General features: G+C 70.5%; 11 protein-coding genes and 1 pseudogene. 6 read left to right on the top strand and 6 right to left on the bottom strand.

Annotated features, from left to right (window positions below; genetic code table 11):
* Positions 1 to 6 precede the first annotated feature (6 nt).
* A complete protein-coding gene (locus VF106_RS35750) occupies positions 7 to 1170 on the bottom strand; it encodes an ROK family transcriptional regulator (protein ID WP_330844367.1) in 1164 nt (387 codons plus the stop codon).
* 53 nt (positions 1171 to 1223) lie between these two features.
* On the opposite strand from VF106_RS35750, the gene VF106_RS35745 reads away from it, so the two are divergent.
* The 3 genes from VF106_RS35745 to VF106_RS35735 are packed head-to-tail and all read left to right on the top strand — an operon-like array spanning position 1224 to position 5111.
* Entirely contained in the window at positions 1224 to 3320 is a 2097-nt protein-coding gene (locus VF106_RS35745) for an alpha-N-acetylglucosaminidase TIM-barrel domain-containing protein (protein WP_330844366.1), read from the top strand.
* On the top strand, positions 3310 to 4179 hold the full coding sequence (locus tag VF106_RS35740) for an N-acetylmuramic acid 6-phosphate etherase (RefSeq protein ID WP_330844365.1): 870 nt from the start codon (positions 3310 to 3312) through the stop codon (positions 4177 to 4179). The genes VF106_RS35745 and VF106_RS35740 overlap by 11 nt, the downstream gene beginning before the upstream one ends.
* On the top strand, positions 4176 to 5111 hold the full coding sequence (locus VF106_RS35735; RefSeq protein WP_330844364.1) for an N-acetylglucosamine kinase: 936 nt from the start codon (positions 4176 to 4178) through the stop codon (positions 5109 to 5111). Before VF106_RS35740 ends, VF106_RS35735 begins: the two co-directional genes overlap by 4 nt.
* Here the strand turns inward: VF106_RS35735 and VF106_RS35730 are convergent.
* The gene (locus VF106_RS35730; RefSeq protein WP_330844363.1) at positions 5108 to 6166 is read right to left on the bottom strand and encodes a hypothetical protein; all 1059 of its coding nucleotides are present in this window, start codon (positions 6164 to 6166) and stop codon (positions 5108 to 5110) included. The two genes, VF106_RS35735 and VF106_RS35730, sit on opposite strands and share 4 nt — an antisense overlap.
* Before the next feature lie 208 nt (positions 6167 to 6374).
* Between VF106_RS35730 and VF106_RS35725 the strand changes: the two genes are divergently transcribed.
* Together VF106_RS35725 and VF106_RS35720 are read left to right on the top strand one after the other, a co-directional pair.
* A complete protein-coding gene (locus VF106_RS35725) occupies positions 6375 to 9431 on the top strand; it encodes a tetratricopeptide repeat protein (protein WP_330844362.1) in 3057 nt (1018 codons plus the stop codon).
* A 114-nt stretch (positions 9432 to 9545) separates the two neighbouring features.
* Positions 9546 to 10910, top strand: coding sequence for a protein kinase domain-containing protein (locus VF106_RS35720; protein WP_330844361.1), 1365 nt, complete (start codon positions 9546 to 9548; stop codon positions 10908 to 10910).
* 139 nt (positions 10911 to 11049) lie between these two features.
* On the opposite strand, the gene VF106_RS35715 is transcribed toward VF106_RS35720, so the two are convergent.
* Both VF106_RS35715 and VF106_RS35710 read right to left on the bottom strand, forming a co-directional pair.
* Positions 11050 to 11853 (bottom strand): dioxygenase family protein, encoded by an 804-nt coding sequence (locus VF106_RS35715; protein ID WP_330844360.1) that lies wholly within the window; start codon positions 11851 to 11853, stop codon positions 11050 to 11052.
* Positions 11854 to 11947: 94 nt separating this feature from the next.
* Positions 11948 to 14323, bottom strand: a complete 2376-nt coding sequence (locus VF106_RS35710; RefSeq protein ID WP_330844359.1) for a penicillin acylase family protein — start codon at positions 14321 to 14323, stop codon at positions 11948 to 11950.
* 127 nt (positions 14324 to 14450) lie between these two features.
* Between VF106_RS35710 and VF106_RS35705 the strand changes: the two genes are divergently transcribed.
* Complete coding sequence (locus VF106_RS35705; protein WP_330844358.1) at positions 14451 to 15110, top strand: DJ-1/PfpI family protein; 660 nt, start codon at positions 14451 to 14453, stop codon at positions 15108 to 15110.
* On the opposite strand, the gene VF106_RS35700 is transcribed toward VF106_RS35705, so the two are convergent.
* Together VF106_RS35700 and VF106_RS35695 are read right to left on the bottom strand one after the other, a co-directional pair.
* Positions 15093 to 15734, bottom strand: coding sequence for a hypothetical protein (locus VF106_RS35700; RefSeq protein ID WP_330844408.1), 642 nt, complete (start codon positions 15732 to 15734; stop codon positions 15093 to 15095). The genes VF106_RS35705 and VF106_RS35700 overlap by 18 nt on opposite strands.
* Positions 15735 to 15996: 262 nt before the next feature.
* Positions 15997 to 16581 (bottom strand): annotated as a pseudogene (locus VF106_RS35695) (glycosyltransferase family 39 protein); the annotation flags it as partial.
* Positions 16582 to 16703: the final 122 nt, after the last annotated feature.

Raw genomic sequence — 16703 nt, 5'->3', positions numbered from 1 at the left:
CTTCTCCTACCGCTGGCGGATGGCTCGCACGTCGAACCGCTCACGTTCGACCCAGGCCAGCGAGTGCCGGACGGCGCCGTACACGATCGCGTCAGCCCCCAATGTGGACAGCTCCAGCCGTGGCTGGCGGAGCTCCTCTGTCTCGAGCGCGCCGATGACCGCGTCGAGCAACACTTCCCCCAGTACGACGATGTCGCCGCCGAGCACGACCACCTCCGGGTCGAGCAGCGCGCGGATCGCGGCGACGCCTTTGGCGAAGCGGCTGGCGACCTTGCCGACCGCGCCGGTCGCCCAACGCTCGCCCCGGTGCGCCGCGGCCGCCAGCTCGGGCAACGCCACCGGCCGGCCGGCGAGTCGCAGCAGCTCACGGGTGCCGACCCACCGCTCGAACGGGCCGAGGTCGTCACCTCCCCCGGTCTTCGGTGCGGCCAGGTCGAGGTAGCCGAGGTCGCCCGCGTCGTTGGACGCGCCCCGGTACAGCTCGCCGCGCAGCACGATGCCGGCGCCGATGCGCTCGCCCCAGTCGACGAACACCAGCGAGTCCTCGACGTGCGGGGTGCCGCGCCAGCGTTCCCCTTCGGTGGCAAGCTTCACGTCGTTGTCGACGTAGACGGGAGCCGTGATGCCGGCGGACTGGATGCCGGCGAGGATGGCGTCGCCGGTGACCTCGGGCATGCTCACGCTGAGGCCGACGTGGCCGGTGACCGGGTCGACGATGCCGGGCGCGGACGCCGTCGCGTGCCAGATGCCGGCCGGGTCGACACCGGACCGCTCGATCGCCTTGCGCAGTGAGTCCGTCAGCGACCTGCGGCTCGACCGGCGCAACGCCGCCGTCACGTCCGTGGTGAACTCGCCGGCGAGGTCCGCGACCACGATCCGCACGGTCCCCGGGTTGACGACGACGCTCAGGACCTGGCCGGCCTCGGCCCGGAACCGCACCATCTGCGGTGGCCGGCCGGTGCCGCCGGCGGCCCTTTCTGGCGCGGAGATCTCGGCCAGCTCCATGGACTCGAGCACGGCCAGCGAGCGGGTGACGGCCTGGCGGGACAGCCCGGTGTCCTTGGCGATGGCGGACACGGGCGCACGGCGGACCGCTCGCAGGTGGGTGAGGATCGCGGCCGCGTTGTTCTCCAGCATGAACTTCGTGCCGACGGCGACTGTGCGCGTCATGGCGGCGAGGGTAACTTATTTACGTACCGTACGGAAGTATTAGGGTGGTGAGCATGTCACCGCCGTGGGCCGAGGCCGTCCGCCAACTGTGGACGAGAGTCGTCGCCGATACTCCCCCACCGCACGTGCACCGGCTGACCGGGACACGCGGTTTCGAGGTGTGGGCCGACGGCCCCACCGTGCACGTGGCCGCCACCGACGCGGGGGCGGCCTGCGCGGGCATCCACCGCTACCTCCGCGACGCCCACGACGTGCGGGTCACGTGGGACACCCCGCTGCCGCTGTCCATCGACCCGGCACCGACCCGTCCGCCGCTGCGTGGCCGCGCACGGGTGGACCGGTTCTACTACCTCAACTTCTGCACGTTCAGCTACTCCACGGCCTACTGGGACTGGGCCGAGTGGGAACGCGAGATCGACTGGATGGCGCTGCACGGCGTCACCATGCCGCTCAACCTCGTCGGACACGAGGCGGTGCTCGCGCTGGCGTACTCGCGGCTCGGCATGTCCGACGTGGACATCCGCGCCTTCCTCGGCGGCCCGGCGTACCTGCCGTGGCTCTACATGGGATGCCTGGACAGCTTCGCGGGCCCGATGCCGGCGAGCTGGCTTCCCCGCGGCCTGGAGCTGGGGCGGCGGATCCTCGACCGGCAGCGGTCGCTGGGCATGACGCCGGCGCTGCCGGCGTTCACCGGACACGTGCCCCGGCAGCTCGCGCCGGCCGGCGCGAAGACCCGGCTGTGGCAGGGCATGCCGACGACTGTCGTCCCGCCGGAGGATCCCCTGTTCGGCCGGCTCGCGGCCGAGATCGTCACCGCGCAGCGGGAACTGCTCGGCACCGACCACCTCTACGCGTCGGACCCGTTCATCGAGATGATCCCTGACGGTGACGAGCGCTATCCGGCGGCGGTCGCCGCCGCGGTCGTCGACGGTCTGCGGGCCGGTGACGAGGACGCCGTGTGGGTGTTGCAGTCCTGGCCGTTCTCCTACCAGCGCTCGCACTGGACGACGGAGCGGGTCAACCGGTTCCTCGACGGCATCCCGGATGGACGGGTGCTGGTGCTGGACCTGTGGGGTGAGGCCGATCCGCAGTGGCCGCGGCTCGACGGGTACGGCGGCCGGCCGTGGCTGTGGAACGGGCTGCTGAACTTCGGTGGCCGTACCGAACCGGTCGCCGACCTCAGTGCCACGAGCACGAACATCGAGGACGCGCTGGCGTCCGACCGGCCGCCGGTCGGACTCGGCCTCACGATGGAGGCGATCCACAACAACCCGGCGTTCTTCGAGCTGGTCACCGACCGGGCGTGGGACGAGCCGGTCCCGCTCGCGGAGTGGCTCGCCGACTTCGGCCGGCAGCGCCACGGCGACCCGGCTGGATCCGAGGCGTGGCAGCGGCTGGGCGCGTCGGTGCTGAACGCCACGGCCCGCTCGATCTTCCCCGAGTCCTACATCGGGATCGCCGTGTCCACACCGGACTACACGCGGATGCTGGACGACCGCGTGCACGACGACGTGCGGGCGGCCCTGTACTACGACCCCGATGACCTGGTGGCGGCCATCCGCGCGCTGGCCCGGATACCGGCCGCGGCCGACGACCTCGCGCTGGCGGGCATCGCACTGCTGCTGCGGGTGATCGACCACCGGTTCAGCGACCTGCTGCGGTCCATCCACACCGCACAGTGGGACGCGACGGACTTCCTGACGGTGTTCGACGATCTCGACGGCCTGGCGGCGACCAGACCGACGTTGCGCCTCGACACGTGGGTGGCGGCGGCACAGCGCCGCGCGGCGGACGACGAGGAGCGGCGGGTGCTGGAGGACAACGCCCGCCGCATCCTGACCGTGTGGCACACGGCGGACAACCCGTTCCTGGACAACTACTCCGCACGGATCTGGAGTGGGCTGGTCGGCGGGTACCTCAAGCGGCGCTGGGAGCTGTGGGCGCGGTTCCTGCCGAGGGCACTGGACCCGGAGGGACTAGCCGAGGCGCAGTCCGCACTCGACGAGTCCCTCCGCGACCTCGCGGAAGAGTTCATCGCGACCGGCCCGGCAAGCCGCGAGCCGGGGGACGTCGTCGCGGTCACCGAACACGTCCTGGCGCGCTATGGCGACGAGTTCTGTTCCCGGAAAGGAACACACAATGTCCACTGAGGATCGTAATCCACGGACCACCGACATCGACCGCTGGCAGGCGGAGCGGGTGGTCGACGCGCTGCTCACGGAGGACGCGCTGGCCGTCGAGGCCGCCCGCGCGGGCGGACCGGCTCTGGCGAAGGCCGTCGACCTGGCACTCCCCCGGCTGTCCTCCGGGGGTCGGGTGCACTACTTCGGCGCCGGTGCGTCCGGCCGGCTCGCCGTGCTCGACGCGACCGAGACGACCCCGACGTTCGGCGTGGAGCAGGGCTTGTTCACGGCACACTTCCCTGGTGGCGCCAAGGCGTTCGTCGACTCCGGACTGGACTTCGAGGACGAGGGGACGGCGGGCCACGACGACGCCGCGGTGGTCGGGCCCGGTGACGTCGCGGTCGGCATCACGGCGTCGGGCTCGACCAGGTACGTGGTCGGCGCGCTGACCCGCTGCCGGGCGGCGGGCGCGCTCACCGTGCTGATCACGTCCACTGTGGACGCTCCGCTGTCCGCCGAGGTCGACGTGGCGGTGGTGGCGGACACGGGCCCTGAGGCGGTGACCGGCTCGACGAGGCTGAAGGCGGGCACGGCGACGAAGGTCCTGCTGAACGCGTTCTCGACGGCGCTGATGATCCGCTCGGGCCGCACGTACTCGAACCTGATGGTGAACCTGGTCGCCACCAACGAGAAGCTGGTCGGCCGGGCGGCCAGGATCGTCCAGATGGCGACGGGGCTCGGTGCCGTGGAGAGCGCCGCCGTGCTGGCCCGGGCGGGCGGCGACGTGTCATTGGCCCTGGTACACGCCCTGTCCGACCGTCCACTCGACGAGTGCCGCGACGCGCTGAGCGGACGTGGCGTCCGAGCGGCACTGGACACCCTGTGACCACGTATGTCGGCGTCGACGTTGGCGGCGGCGGCATCCGGATCCGCGTCTCGGTGGGCGGTGAGGAACTGTCGGCGGAGGAACCCGGCCCGGTGCCCCGCAGGTCGGGCCATGTGGACACCCAGGCCGTGGCCGCCCGCATCGGCAGGCTGGCGGCGGGGATGTGCGCGTCGGTGGACCGTGTGGCTGTGGGCCTGACCGGCATGCCCGGACTGCTGGAGGATCCGAAGGAACTGGCCGAGCAGGTACACCGTTTCGTCAGGACAACGAGCGTGGTCGTGGCGAGCGACGCGCTGACGACCCATCTCGGCGCACTGGCGGGTCGGCCGGGCTGCGTGGTGGCCGCGGGCACGGGTGTGATCGCGCTGGGCACCGACCACGAGACGACGTGGCGCCAGGCGGACGGGTGGGGCCACCTCCTCGGCGACGAGGGCAGCGGGGCGTGGATCGGCCGGGAGGCGCTGCAGGCGGCACTTCGCCACCGCGACGGTCGTGACGGCGGCTCGGAGTTGTTGCTGGACAAGCTGTTGACCCGGTTCGGCGACACGGACGCGTTGCTGCGAACGGTCTACGGCTCCCCGTCCCCCGCACACGAGCTGGCGGCCTTCGCCCCGCTGGCAGCCGATGCGGCCCACGAGAACGACCCGGTCGCGGCCGGCATCTGGTCCCGTGCGGGCACCCACCTGGCGGCATCGGCCCACGCGGCGGCCCGCGCCCTACCCCCGGAATTCTCGTGGGGCGGCCGCCTGTTCGACGCCGGTCCGCTACTGCTCGACCCGTTCCGCGCCGAGCTGACCCGCCGTCGCCCGTCCGCCCTGGTGCGCGAACCAGCCGGCCAGGCCGTGGACGGCGCACTTCTCCTGGCCCGCCGGGGACTCCCGCCCGAGCATCCCCATCCACCCGAGTACGCGGTGGAACTACGCCGGCCCTAGCGCTTGTCTTCCCGTGACACGAGCGTTCGGATCTCCAGCTCGTAGCTTGCCCGTGTATCCAGTGCGCCCTCCAACTCGCGTAGACGGTCGAGTACGTAGTCGTCCTCGTCGAGGACGTCGCTGGCGAGGCCGATCAGCGAGTCGTCCCGGTCGGGCGTGGACGACTCGAACAGCAGGTCACAGAGTGCGTCGCAGTTCTCGGTCGGCTCTGGTGCACTGTTCAGGCCGAGCCACGGCCGGCCGACCCAGTAGTCCAGAAGCGCGGCGAACGTCGCGAGGCACTGCCACTTGTCGTACGTGCCGATATCGGATTTCAGCCTGGCGACCATGTCGGTGTACAGCTCCGGCATGGTCAGGCCGAGTACGCGGGTTCCCGCGTAGGCCCAACGATCCGATGCGGTACCGCCGTCGTGGGCATCCCACCGAGGACTCCACAACAACCGGAAGAACTCGGCGCGGGCACGGTCGCCGTGCAGCGCGATGCCCAGGATCAGGCCGCCGTTGCAGTCTGTCGAAGCCGCACCTTCACCCCACTCGACAAGCTTGCCCAACCACGACGGATCCCCCGTCTTGATGGCCAGCACCGGCAGGAACTCGGGGAACAGGGCCGCGCCGAAGTGCCGCCGCAGCGCTTCGCCGATGTCGGCGAGCAGGCCAGAACACGACAGATGCAGCAGCCCCAGACATGCGTTCATCGCCTCGTAGTGCAGGCCTTCGACGTGGTCCCACAGCATCCGCTCGGCCGGCTCGTACCCCAGGAAGCCGATCGCGTGCAACACCTCGGGCGGCATACCCTCGCGCAACCGTCCGTTCAGCACGCACGCGGCCAGCAGACGCTCGGCCATCGACACATCTCCGTGCCGGGCGAACACCGGAACCAGCCGATGGCCCGCCTCAGGATCCTCCAGGAACGCCGGGAGCAGAGCCTGCGCGTCGGATCGTGACCCGTACCGCATCACCACGTCGACGACCGCCGACTCGAACCGCGAGATCCCCGTCCGCGAACCGCTGCCGTATCTGTCGAGCAGCTCCCGCGTCGCCAGCAACACCGCCATCACGCTCCTCGCCGACCTACTGGAATGGCTCATTGGATCACGGCACTATTTTATGATCACGGTCAGACCTTTGGTTGTCCGGACGTCCTGACCCACCGTTCGATTATTCTCCGTTAATTTCCACGGGTTCCCGTCATGACCAGATGCCGTCGTGCTCTCAACGGGCAACTGCAGCTGTGGGGGAGTTTCTACAATGGCTTCGACGGGAATGGCTTCGAGCGGTCGGCCGGCCCGGGTTTTCGTGTCGTACGCGCACGACACGCCGCAGCACCGGATGGCGGTGCTGAGGCTGTGTTTCCTGCTGCGTCGGCTGGGTGTGGACGTTCGGGTGGACGAATGGGACACCGACCTGCGGCACGACTGGACGCTGTGGATGATCGACCAGCTCACCCACGCCGACCACGTCATCGTCATCGCGTCGCCGGAATACCGGGCCGCCGGTGACGGAATCGTGCCGGCCGATCATCACCGGGGTGTGCAGACCGAGTCCGCTTTGCTGCGGAACTTCCTGCACCGCGACCGGGCCACGTGGACGCCCAAGATCCTTCCGGTGATCCTGCCGGGCCGGACGGTGGACGAGATTCCGCTCTACCTGCAACCGCATTGTGCCAGCCATTACCTGGTGCCCACGATCAACCCGATGGGCGTCCGGGAGCTGATGAAGGTGTTCAACCGGCAGGCGCCCCGCCGCGAACCGACCGCCACGGCGACGCACTGGAGCGCGTCCGCGGTGTCGACCCTCCCCCGCGACGTGCCGTCGTTCACCGGCCGCGACGCCGAGGTGCACCAGTTGGTGCGGCGGATCGTCGAGGCACGCGAGGACGCCACCGCGATCCATGTCGTGAACGGCATGCCCGGGGTGGGGAAGACGGCGTTCGCGGTGCATGTCGCGCAGAAGGTCGCCGCCCGTTTTCCCGACGGGCACCTGTTCCTCGAACTCCGCGGGCACACGCCGGGCCAGCAGCCGGTCACGCCGCTCGACGCGCTCGGGTCGCTGCTGCTGGCGTGCGGGGTGGCGGCCCCGCACGTCCCGGCCGCGCTCGACGACCGGGCGCGCATGTGGCGGGACCGGCTCGCCGGCAAGAAGATGCTGCTGCTGCTCGACGACGTCGCCGACCACGAGCAGGTCCGGCCGCTGTTGCCCGGCGCGCCAGGTTGCCAGGTCGTGATCACCAGCCGGCGACGGCTGCCCGGGCTGGAGGACGCGCGGCCGCTGCCTCTCGACGTCCTGCCCCCGGCGCAGTCGGTCACGATGTTCCTGCGGCTCACCGGCCGCACGGCCGACGACGAGGAACGCAGGCGCATCGCCGACATGATGCGGTTGTGCGGCCACCTGCCCCTCGCGATCGTGCTCACCGCCGGCCGGTTACGCACCCACCCCAGCTGGGACGTGCGGTACCTGACCTCACAGATGGTGTGCACCCGCGACCGGCTCGGACAGATGCGGGCCGACGACCGCAGCGTGATCGCGGCGTTCGGGTTGTCCTACCGCGACCTCCCCGCCGACGCGCAGCGTCTCTTCCGCCGCCTTTCCCTGTATCCCGGGGTCGACTTCGACCTGTACGCGGCCACCGCGCTCGGCGGCGGCGACCTCGACACGACGCACGGGCTCGTCGAGACCCTGTACCTCAACCATCTCATCGAGGAACCGTCACCCGGCCGGTACCGGCTGCACGACCTCATCAGGCACTACGCGGAAACCCTGCTCGCCGGGGACGAGCGGCGGGACGCGGTCGTCGGGCCGGTGCTCGACTACTACGTCCACGTCGCGACCGCGGCGGCCCGCCTGCTCCCCCACCACACCACAGTGGAAGAGCCACCGCTCCGCGGCGCGCCACCCGCCCACGCACCGGACCTCACCTCGGAGTCCGAAGCATGCGAGTGGTTCGCGCGGGAACGGGTCAACCTGAGCGGGTGCGTCGACTACGCACGCGGCCACGAGCGGAACGGGCACGCGATTCGGCTCGCCGCGGCCCTGCATCCCTACCTTGCCCGGTACGGGCACTGGGACGACGCGCTCACCATCCACGACGTCGCCGTCCGTGCCGCCGAACGCGAGGACGACCTGCCAGGGCTCGCGATCTGTCTGCTCAACCTCGCCGCCGTGCAGCTCATGGTCGACGACTACCCGTCGGCGATGATCACCGTGACGCGTGCGCACCGGCTGTATGTCAACCTCGGCGACCGGCGGGGCGAAGCGGCGGCGACCAGGCATCTCGGCGCCGTGCAGTACGCGATGGGCGAGTACGCGGCGGCCACCAGGAACCTGACGCGGGCGCTCGCCCTCTGCACCGAGATCGGCGACCACCTCGGCGAGGCCACCGCGCACTACCGGCTGGGCATCGTGCAGCACCTCACCGAGGACCACGCGTCATCGTCGAAAAGCCTGGTGCGGGCGTTCACCATGTACCGCCGGCTCGGCTGCCGCCAGGGCGAGGCGGACGCGGTCAGCTATCTCGCGTTCGTCCAGGGCCGGGCGGGCGACTACTCGCCGGCCATGCGGGGCCTGACCCGCGCACTCGTGCTGTTCGAGGAGATCGGCGACAAGCGCGGCGAGGCCAACGCGCTGTGCCGGATGGGCATGCTGCTCCGCATCGTCGGCGAGTACGGGCTGGGCGTGTCCATCGAGCTACGCGCGTACACGCTGTTCGCCGAGCTCGGCAGCCACCAGGGGCAGGCGAACGCGCTCTGCGGCCTCGCCATGACCCGGTATCTCAACAGCGACCGGACACCTCGCGACCACGCGGCCGCGGTCGACACCTTCGAGAACGCGCTCGCCCTGTGCGGCCGGATCGGCGACCGGCTGTGCGAGGCCAACATCTACAACACCCTCGGCGTGGTCCAACACCTCGCCGGACACCACCAGGAGGCGACCGCGAGCCTGACCCGCGCGCTCAGCCTGTGCAGCGGTATCCCCGACCCCACCGGCCAGGTCACGGCGCTGAACAACCTCGGCCGACTCGCCTGGGACTGGCCGGAGGCCGGGGACTCGTTCAGCCACCACGACGAGGCACTGCGGCTCGCCCGTGCCATCGGCGCCGCACTGGAGGAAGGCCGCGCGCTGGAAGGAATGGGACGCTGCCTGATCCGGGACAGCTACACCGGGGCCGGCACGGCCTACCTGCGTGAAGCCCTCGAGGTGTACGAGCGGCTCGGGGTGCCGGACGCCCGTGCGGTACGCGGGACGTTGGCCGATCTGGCGGAACTCGGCCAGGAAAACACCAGGACGGCCGCACCCCGGCCACTGGTTCACGCGCATCGTTGACGAGCGCGGTGGATGCGGTGGGCGGTCGGGCTGACCGATGCCGCCGTTCGGCGCAACGACCGCACACCGCCGTGCCGGTATCCCGACGTGCGTTGGCGCGCTAGCGTGGAGGCAATGGAAGAGGGTGAGCTGGTCGCCGAACGCTACCGCCTCGTGTCTCTCGTGGGGCAGGGCGCCATGGGCGTCGTCTGGCTGGCCCGCGACGAGCGACTGGACCGCGAGGTGGCGGTCAAGCAGCTGCTGATCGCGGGCTCACCCGACAAGGCACTGGCCACCGCGACGTCCGAGGAGGCCACCAGCCGCGCGATGCGCGAAGCACGCATCGCGGCCCGGCTGCGGCACCACAACGCCATCGCCGTGCACGACGTGGTGGAACACGACGGCCGGCCGTGCCTGATCATGGAGTATCTCCGCTCGTCGTCCCTCGACCAGGTGATGATCGCGCGGGGTGGGTTGCCACCGATCGAGGTCGCCGCCATCGGCGCGCAGATCGCCGCCGCGCTCACCGAGGCACACGCCGCCGGCATCGTGCATCGGGACATCAAGCCGGAGAACGTGCTGTTCAACGAGGACGGCACGGCGAAGATCACCGACTTCGGCGTGTCCCGCGCCGCGTTCGTCGGCACCGTGACCACGACCGGGATCCTGGCCGGCACACCCGCCTACCTCGCCCCGGAGGTCGCGAGCGGCGGGCCGGCGGGGCCGAGCTCGGACGTGTTCTCCCTCGGCGCCACGCTCTACACGGCAATTGAGGGCATGCCGCCGTTCGGCATCGACGACAACCCGATCGCGTTGCTGCTGCGGGTCGCCACCGGTGAGATGAAGCCGCCCGAGCGGACCGGCCCGCTCACCGACCTGGTGATGTGGCTGCTGCACCGCGACCCCGCCCAGCGCCCCTCGATGATGACCGCGCGGGACGCGCTGGCCGCCGCGGCCGAGGGCGAACCGTTCCCGGTGCCGCGTGCCCGCACGGGAACGATCATGCTGCCCCCACCGCGCAGGCGCGTCGGCTCGATGCGGACGGTCGTCTTCGCGCTCATTGCCGTCACGCTGGTCGCGGCCGGCGCCGCGCTCGGCTGGGGTATCACCGACGGCGAGTCGACCTCGGCGACACCCCAACAACCCGGGACGAGCACCCCTGGTGCGCCGCCACAGCAACCGATCCTCGCCGAGCCGACCTGTGTGGCCAGCTACGAGGTCGCCGAGACGTGGCAGGGTGGCTACAACGCGACCGTGACCATCCGCAACGACGGGGAAAGCACGCTCAGCGGCTGGACGGTGCGCTGGACACAGCCCGACGGCCACCAGATCACCAACCTGTGGAACGGCGACCTCACCCGGGCCGGCACCGAGATGACGGTCACCAACGCCCAGTGGAACACCACCGTCCCCACCGGCGGTGAAACCAGCTTCGGCTTCACCGCCAACGCGAAGGGAAACAACCGCCCGACACCGGCGGTCACCTGCGGACAACGGTGATCACGAAGAACAGCCGCCCGATACCGGCGGTCACCCGAGGACGACGGTGACCGCCGGCACGAGCATCCGCGAGTCCCGCGTTTCCGTGCCCGGCCCCTGTTTCCGGTAGCGGACGCCGGGACTCACGGTGTCCTCGGGGTCAGGCAGTCGGTGGGTCCGTGGGCGGCGGCCCGCCAGGACCACCGCCGAAGCCGTCGTCAGCACCGACCGCCGTGTCCGACAGATCCAGCCCGATGGCGAAGTCCGCCGCGTACCCTCGGCCTCGGCGGTTCGGCCGGAGCAGCATCTGGTCGCCGACACCGCCTGCCGAGTAGATACCGTCCTGGGCGTTGGTGGTGTCCGGCATGCCCTTGCTCGCGTACGGCTCGGCGGTCAGGTACCTCGCCTTGAACTCCTCGGTGAAGTACAGCTGCGAGGTGAACTCGTACGGGTTGCCGTCCGTGCCGGTCGTGCGGATCTTGATGTGGATGTGCACCGTCCGGCCGCGGTACCAGCCGGGCAGGACGGTCGTGAACCGCACGCGGCCGGCTCTGTCGGTCACCTGGTAGCCACGCAGGAACTTCCGCCCGACAGAGCCTTCCTGGGCGATGTCGGAGTAGAGGCCGGCCGCGTCACAGTGCCAGACGTCGAAGACCGCGTCCGGGAGCGGTGCGCAGCGGCCGTCGCTGATCTGCAGCACGCGCAGGTTCATGGTCAGCGTCGTGCCGGCGGAGACCGAGCCGTCGGAGGGATCACTGCGGATGTCGGAACGGTTGAGCCCCTCGTCGACGAAGTACGGCCCCTCCGTCATCTCGGGCTTGGCAACGCAGTCGACCGGCCCGCAGTCGGTGGCGGCGGCGGTACCCGCGCCGGCGACAGTCAACGCCACTCCCGACAGACCGAGAATCGCGAGCGCCTGCCGCCGGCCGAGCACACGGCCAACGGGTACGTCATCGTCGTGCATGGTTCTCCCTCACTGTCCGGAAACAAACGACAACGGACAGTAGGAACCAATCTTGTGCGCGACCTCAGACGAACCTGTGTACGAGCTGTGTGGGTCAGCCGCGCAACCGCACCACCCGCAGCTCCGGGGACGACTGGATGTCCCGTTCACAGAAGCGGGAGGTCACCCACCCGCGCTTCGCGAACAGCTTCGTCTGGTCGGCGTGGTGCGGCGAGTTCGGGTTGGGCGACTGGGAGAACGTCAGCAGCGTCGCCGCGTCCGGGCACTGGCCGCCGGTGAACGAGACCACCTGGATGTGGCTCGACCCATGTACCACCTCGACGTCGCCGGCCGCCGGGTCCCACCCCGGGATGATCATGTTGAGCACGCCCTGCTCGTGGTGACCGCCGGGTACCGGGATCCGCTCGCCGTTCCGCACGACGTAGTGGTTCTCGCCCAGCGGCGCCTCCGGCGCGATGCCCGCCGCCCGCAGTTCGGCGATGGCGTCGCCCAGTGCCTGTGCCACCAACGGGTTCGCCGTGTTCAGCGTGTTCGGTGTGGCGACGGGATCAGCCGCGTCGAACGGCACCCGCCACAGGTCGTCGGCGTCGATCTCGCTGGCCCGCAGCCAGAACTGCTCGAACAGCAGTCCACCCCGGCTGTCGACGTTCATCGTCCTGTCCCATGTGGACAGTGCGGTGCACGCGGTGCCGACCTCGACGGCGCCGCCATCGGAGGTCGGCGCCAGGCCGCCGGGGAACGCGGCGCACATCTCGGCGGCCGCGGCGGCCGCCTGTCCACCGGACCAGCTCTCGTTGGCGAAGAGCAGGTCCTGCATGCCCTGGCGGGTGAACGTGCCCAGCCTCTCCTCGACGGCGGTGATCCCCATGCGGGTGCGTGGGTTCCGGATCTCGCCGATGTCACCCATGACCCGTGGGTAGCCGGTGATCGGCTGGTGCGGGTTGGCCAGCCACGCGCTGTCGTTGGAGTTCTCGACGTAGTCCCGGCGCGTGAGCACCGGCATCCGGCTCGGGCCGAAGATGCCCGGCACCAGCGCGTCCGGGTCGGTTCCCCACGCGCAGTCCGTGCGCGAACCGTCCAGCACGGAGATGCCCGAGCGCGGGAAGACCTGCTGGCCCAGCGGGGTGTTGCACCGGGTGGCTAGCTCGTCGGTCACGTGCGGCACGACCTGGATGTCCGAGAACAGCGCCCGGCCGGACCGGTCGGCGGCGATCGTGTTGACCCACGGCGCGCCCTGCGTCCGGGACAGCGCGTCGGTCACGTCCTTCGTGCCGCGGCTGCGCCCGAGTTCGAACCAGGTGTTGAGGCCACGCATGTTGCCCTGGTTGGCGTCCCGGATCGCGTATGCGCTGGTGGTGGTCCAGTTCAGCGGGACGCCTGGCATGGGCGACAGGACCGGCCCGTACCGCGTCGAGTACAGCGTCCGCTCGACGGTCCCGATCGAGCCGTCCTGGTTCCGCACCGGGACGGCGACCGGACGACTCGTCATCCGCTCCGGGCGGCCGTCCACGACGTAGCTCGTCGGGTCTCCCGGCACCAGGCTGACCTCGTAGAGGCCGAACGGGATCACCGTGGACACCGTGTGGCTCCACGCCACATCGCGGTTGAAACCGACCTGGACCAGCGGAATGCCGAGCAGGCTTCCACCACTCACGTCGAGCTCGCCCGGCACGGTCAGCTGCGACTGCCAGAACCGGCGGCCGCCATGCCACGGGTAGTGCGGGTTGCCCAGCAGCACACCGCGTCCGTTGGCCGTGCCCTCCGCGCCGACCGCGATCGCGTTGCTGCCCATGTCCTTGTTCCCCAAGGAGTCCAGCAGTCGTGCGGCCGCGTCGGCGGGGATCGGCGCCGGGGCACTCTGGCCCGTCGGCGGAGCCGCGTTGGTGATGCTGTCGACCACGCCACCCGCCCCACCGAGCGTGGTGAGCGCGTAGAAGTGGCGGTACACGTCGATCTCGGTGATCGGCCGCACCCAGTCGGCACCGCGGCAGGCCGGGTCGGTGATCTCACCCTCGCGCAGGAAGCGGTTGTACCCGGCGACGTAGCCTCGGACGACGTCACGCACCTGAGCGCGGGGACCGTGCGGCGGCGGTTTCGCGACGGTGCGCTCGACGACGCGCGAGTCGTTGACCTGCTGGAAGTACAGGTCGCTGTCGAGGCTGTTCGCCCCGCCGCCGAAGGCCAGGTTGCCCGGTGCGTCCGGTCCGAGGAAGCGCGAACGCCGTGCGCCGACGGTCAGGTAGGTGTCCGCGAGCGCGCAGATGTTGTCGGTGGCCGCGGCGAATCCGTAGCCGTAACCGAGCCCGGCGAAATCCCTGGCCTTGATGTGCGGGATGCCGTACTCGGTATAGCGGATCTCGGCGGCGAAGCCGTGTCGTGGCTGCGCCGCACCGGCTGGAATGCTGGATACCGTGGCGAGGACCGTCGCCGCGGCGACGAGCACCGCCCCCCACTGAGTGCCTCTTCGCATGGCACTTTCCTACCCGATCCGCTCCGGGGAGAATATCGGGGAAGTCCCTGAACCGTGGCGAGAACCCGTTGGCATCTGGCGATCACGCCCGTTCCGGACCTCGCCGGCGGCGGTTAGCGTGGCCGGCATGCGTGCACAGATCGTGTTGTTCGACGGTTTCGACCCGCTCGACGTCATCGCCCCCTACGAGGTGCTCATGGCCGGCGGAGTTCTGTCCGGCGGCCAGGTGGCGGTCGAACTGGTGTCGGCGGAGGGCGCGCGCGAGGTGCCGAGCGGGCTCGGCACCTTCTCCCTCCGCGCGACGGACCCACTCCAACCGTCCACTGTAGACATCGTGGTGGTGCCGGGTGCGGCTGGCCTGCTGCCCGGCCAGGAGCCCGCCGACGCCACCATCCCGGCCATCCTCGGCCGCGCCATCGACACACCCCTGGCCGCTCTGCTGAAGGAAGCGGTGGACCGCGCAGAGCTCACGGTGGCCACGGTGTGCGGCGGTTCGATGCTCCTCGCGCTGGCCGGGCTCATCGACGGCCGCGCGGCGACCACCCACCACGCCGGACTTGACCTGCTCGGCGCCACCGGCGTGCGGGTGGTGCGTGCCCGCGTGGTGGACGACGGCGACCTGGTCACCGGCGCGGGCGTCACCTCCGGCCTCGACCTGGCCCTCTACCTGTTGGAAAGGGAACTGGGCCCACGGCTGGCGATCGCGGTCGAACAGCTCATCGCCCACGAACGGCGGGGTACCGTGTGGCGCGACGCCGGTGCCACCACGTCAGTAGAAGCGGCGTAGTTCCGGCCAGATCGCCGACCACGGCGCGACCGGTCCCCGGCAGAGCCAGACGTCCGTGCCCTGCTCGTCGTTCTCCAGGCCGAACCCGTTGTCGTGCTGGACGACCCGCTCGCAGCCGGCGAACACGGTGTCGATCCGTGCCGTGTCGAACTCGCCGACCAGCACGACCGGCCCGTCGTGGGAGTCGGACGGCGGGCCCCAGTCGGCGTAGGACATGTGCCCGGAGTACGGCGCGGGCAGGCCCGCTTCCCCGCCGTACATCTCGATCGCACCAGCCTGACCGTAGTTGCTGGTGAAGATCACCGCGTCGGCCCGCTCGTCGGCCGGGATCCGGTCCCACACCGAGGACACCGTCATGACGAACTCGGGCCACCCCACCTGCTCGCCCTGCTCGCCGTTCATGGCCAGCACCGGCCCCAGCGCGGACACCGGCAGGACCGGAAGACTGACCAGCACCGACATCGCGGCACCGATGACCGCGGCGACGCCGGCGGACGTGCGGCGGGCCTTGCTCCTGGACAACCAGCGCAGTGTCGGCTCCGCGCCGGCGGCCGTGAGCACCACGAGCAGCGGCACCGAGTAGTACGGCTTGCCACCGAGCACCAGCAGCACCACGCACAACACGGGGATAGCTGACCGCGAGCGCCCTGGCGAACCGCACCTGCGGATCGCGCCACAGCCGCACGATGCCCGCCACCCACACCGGCACCAGCACCGGGGAGACGAGGATCAGCTGCATCGGCACGAACAGCACCCTGTTCTCGGCCCCGTCGTCCTCGCTGATCCCGGACGCGACCGTGAGCATGGGGAAGTCGTGCGCCGCCTGCCAGACGAGAATCGGCGCGGCCAGTACCAGCGCAAGGCCGACGCCGGCCGTGAACCACCAGGTACGGAACACCGCACGAGGACCGACGACGAGCAGCCCCACCAACAGCGCGAACGCGAACACCAGGATGAGCCACTTGTTGGCCACGCCGACGCCGACGACCGCACCGACCGCGAGCCACCACCGGCCCTCGCCCGTGCGGAACAGCCGCAGCGCGAACAGGGCGAGCAGCGCCCACAGCACCATGTCCACCGTGGGCGTGCCGAACATGTGCGACACCGCCACGACGAACGACGCCAACGCCGTCGCCACCGCGGCGAACACCTGCGCGTTCCGGCCGCCGCCCAGCTCACGGGCGACGAGCGCCACCACGACCACCATGACGGCCCCGAGCAGCGTGGCGATCACCCGCAGGCCCACCGGGGTGTCACCGAACAGCGTCGTGGACAGCCGCGCGAGCGACGGGGTGATCGGCGGCTGGTCGACGTATCCCCAGTCGAGCCGATCACCGGCGGCGATGAAGTACAGCTCGTCACGGTGAAAGCCGTAACGACCGGACAACGCGGTCAGCACCGCGACCTGAACAGCGACGACGGCGCCCACGGCCCCCGATGCCAGCCTCGGTAACGCACGCTCCGATTCCATGACAATCCCCCAGCCACACGACTCCGTCCGAATGAACGGAATTCTCGTCCCGAAGGGTATTCCCAGGTGACGGGGGAACCGGCATTGCTGAACGGGGTATCTTTCACTCCTGCGCCGCCGAG

This window comes from Actinophytocola sp., from assembly GCF_036378875.1.
Taxonomy (GTDB): Bacteria; Actinomycetota; Actinomycetes; order Mycobacteriales; family Pseudonocardiaceae; genus Actinophytocola.
The sequence above is the reverse complement of the archived record's forward strand: the minus strand, read 5'-3'. Positions and strand labels throughout refer to the sequence as shown.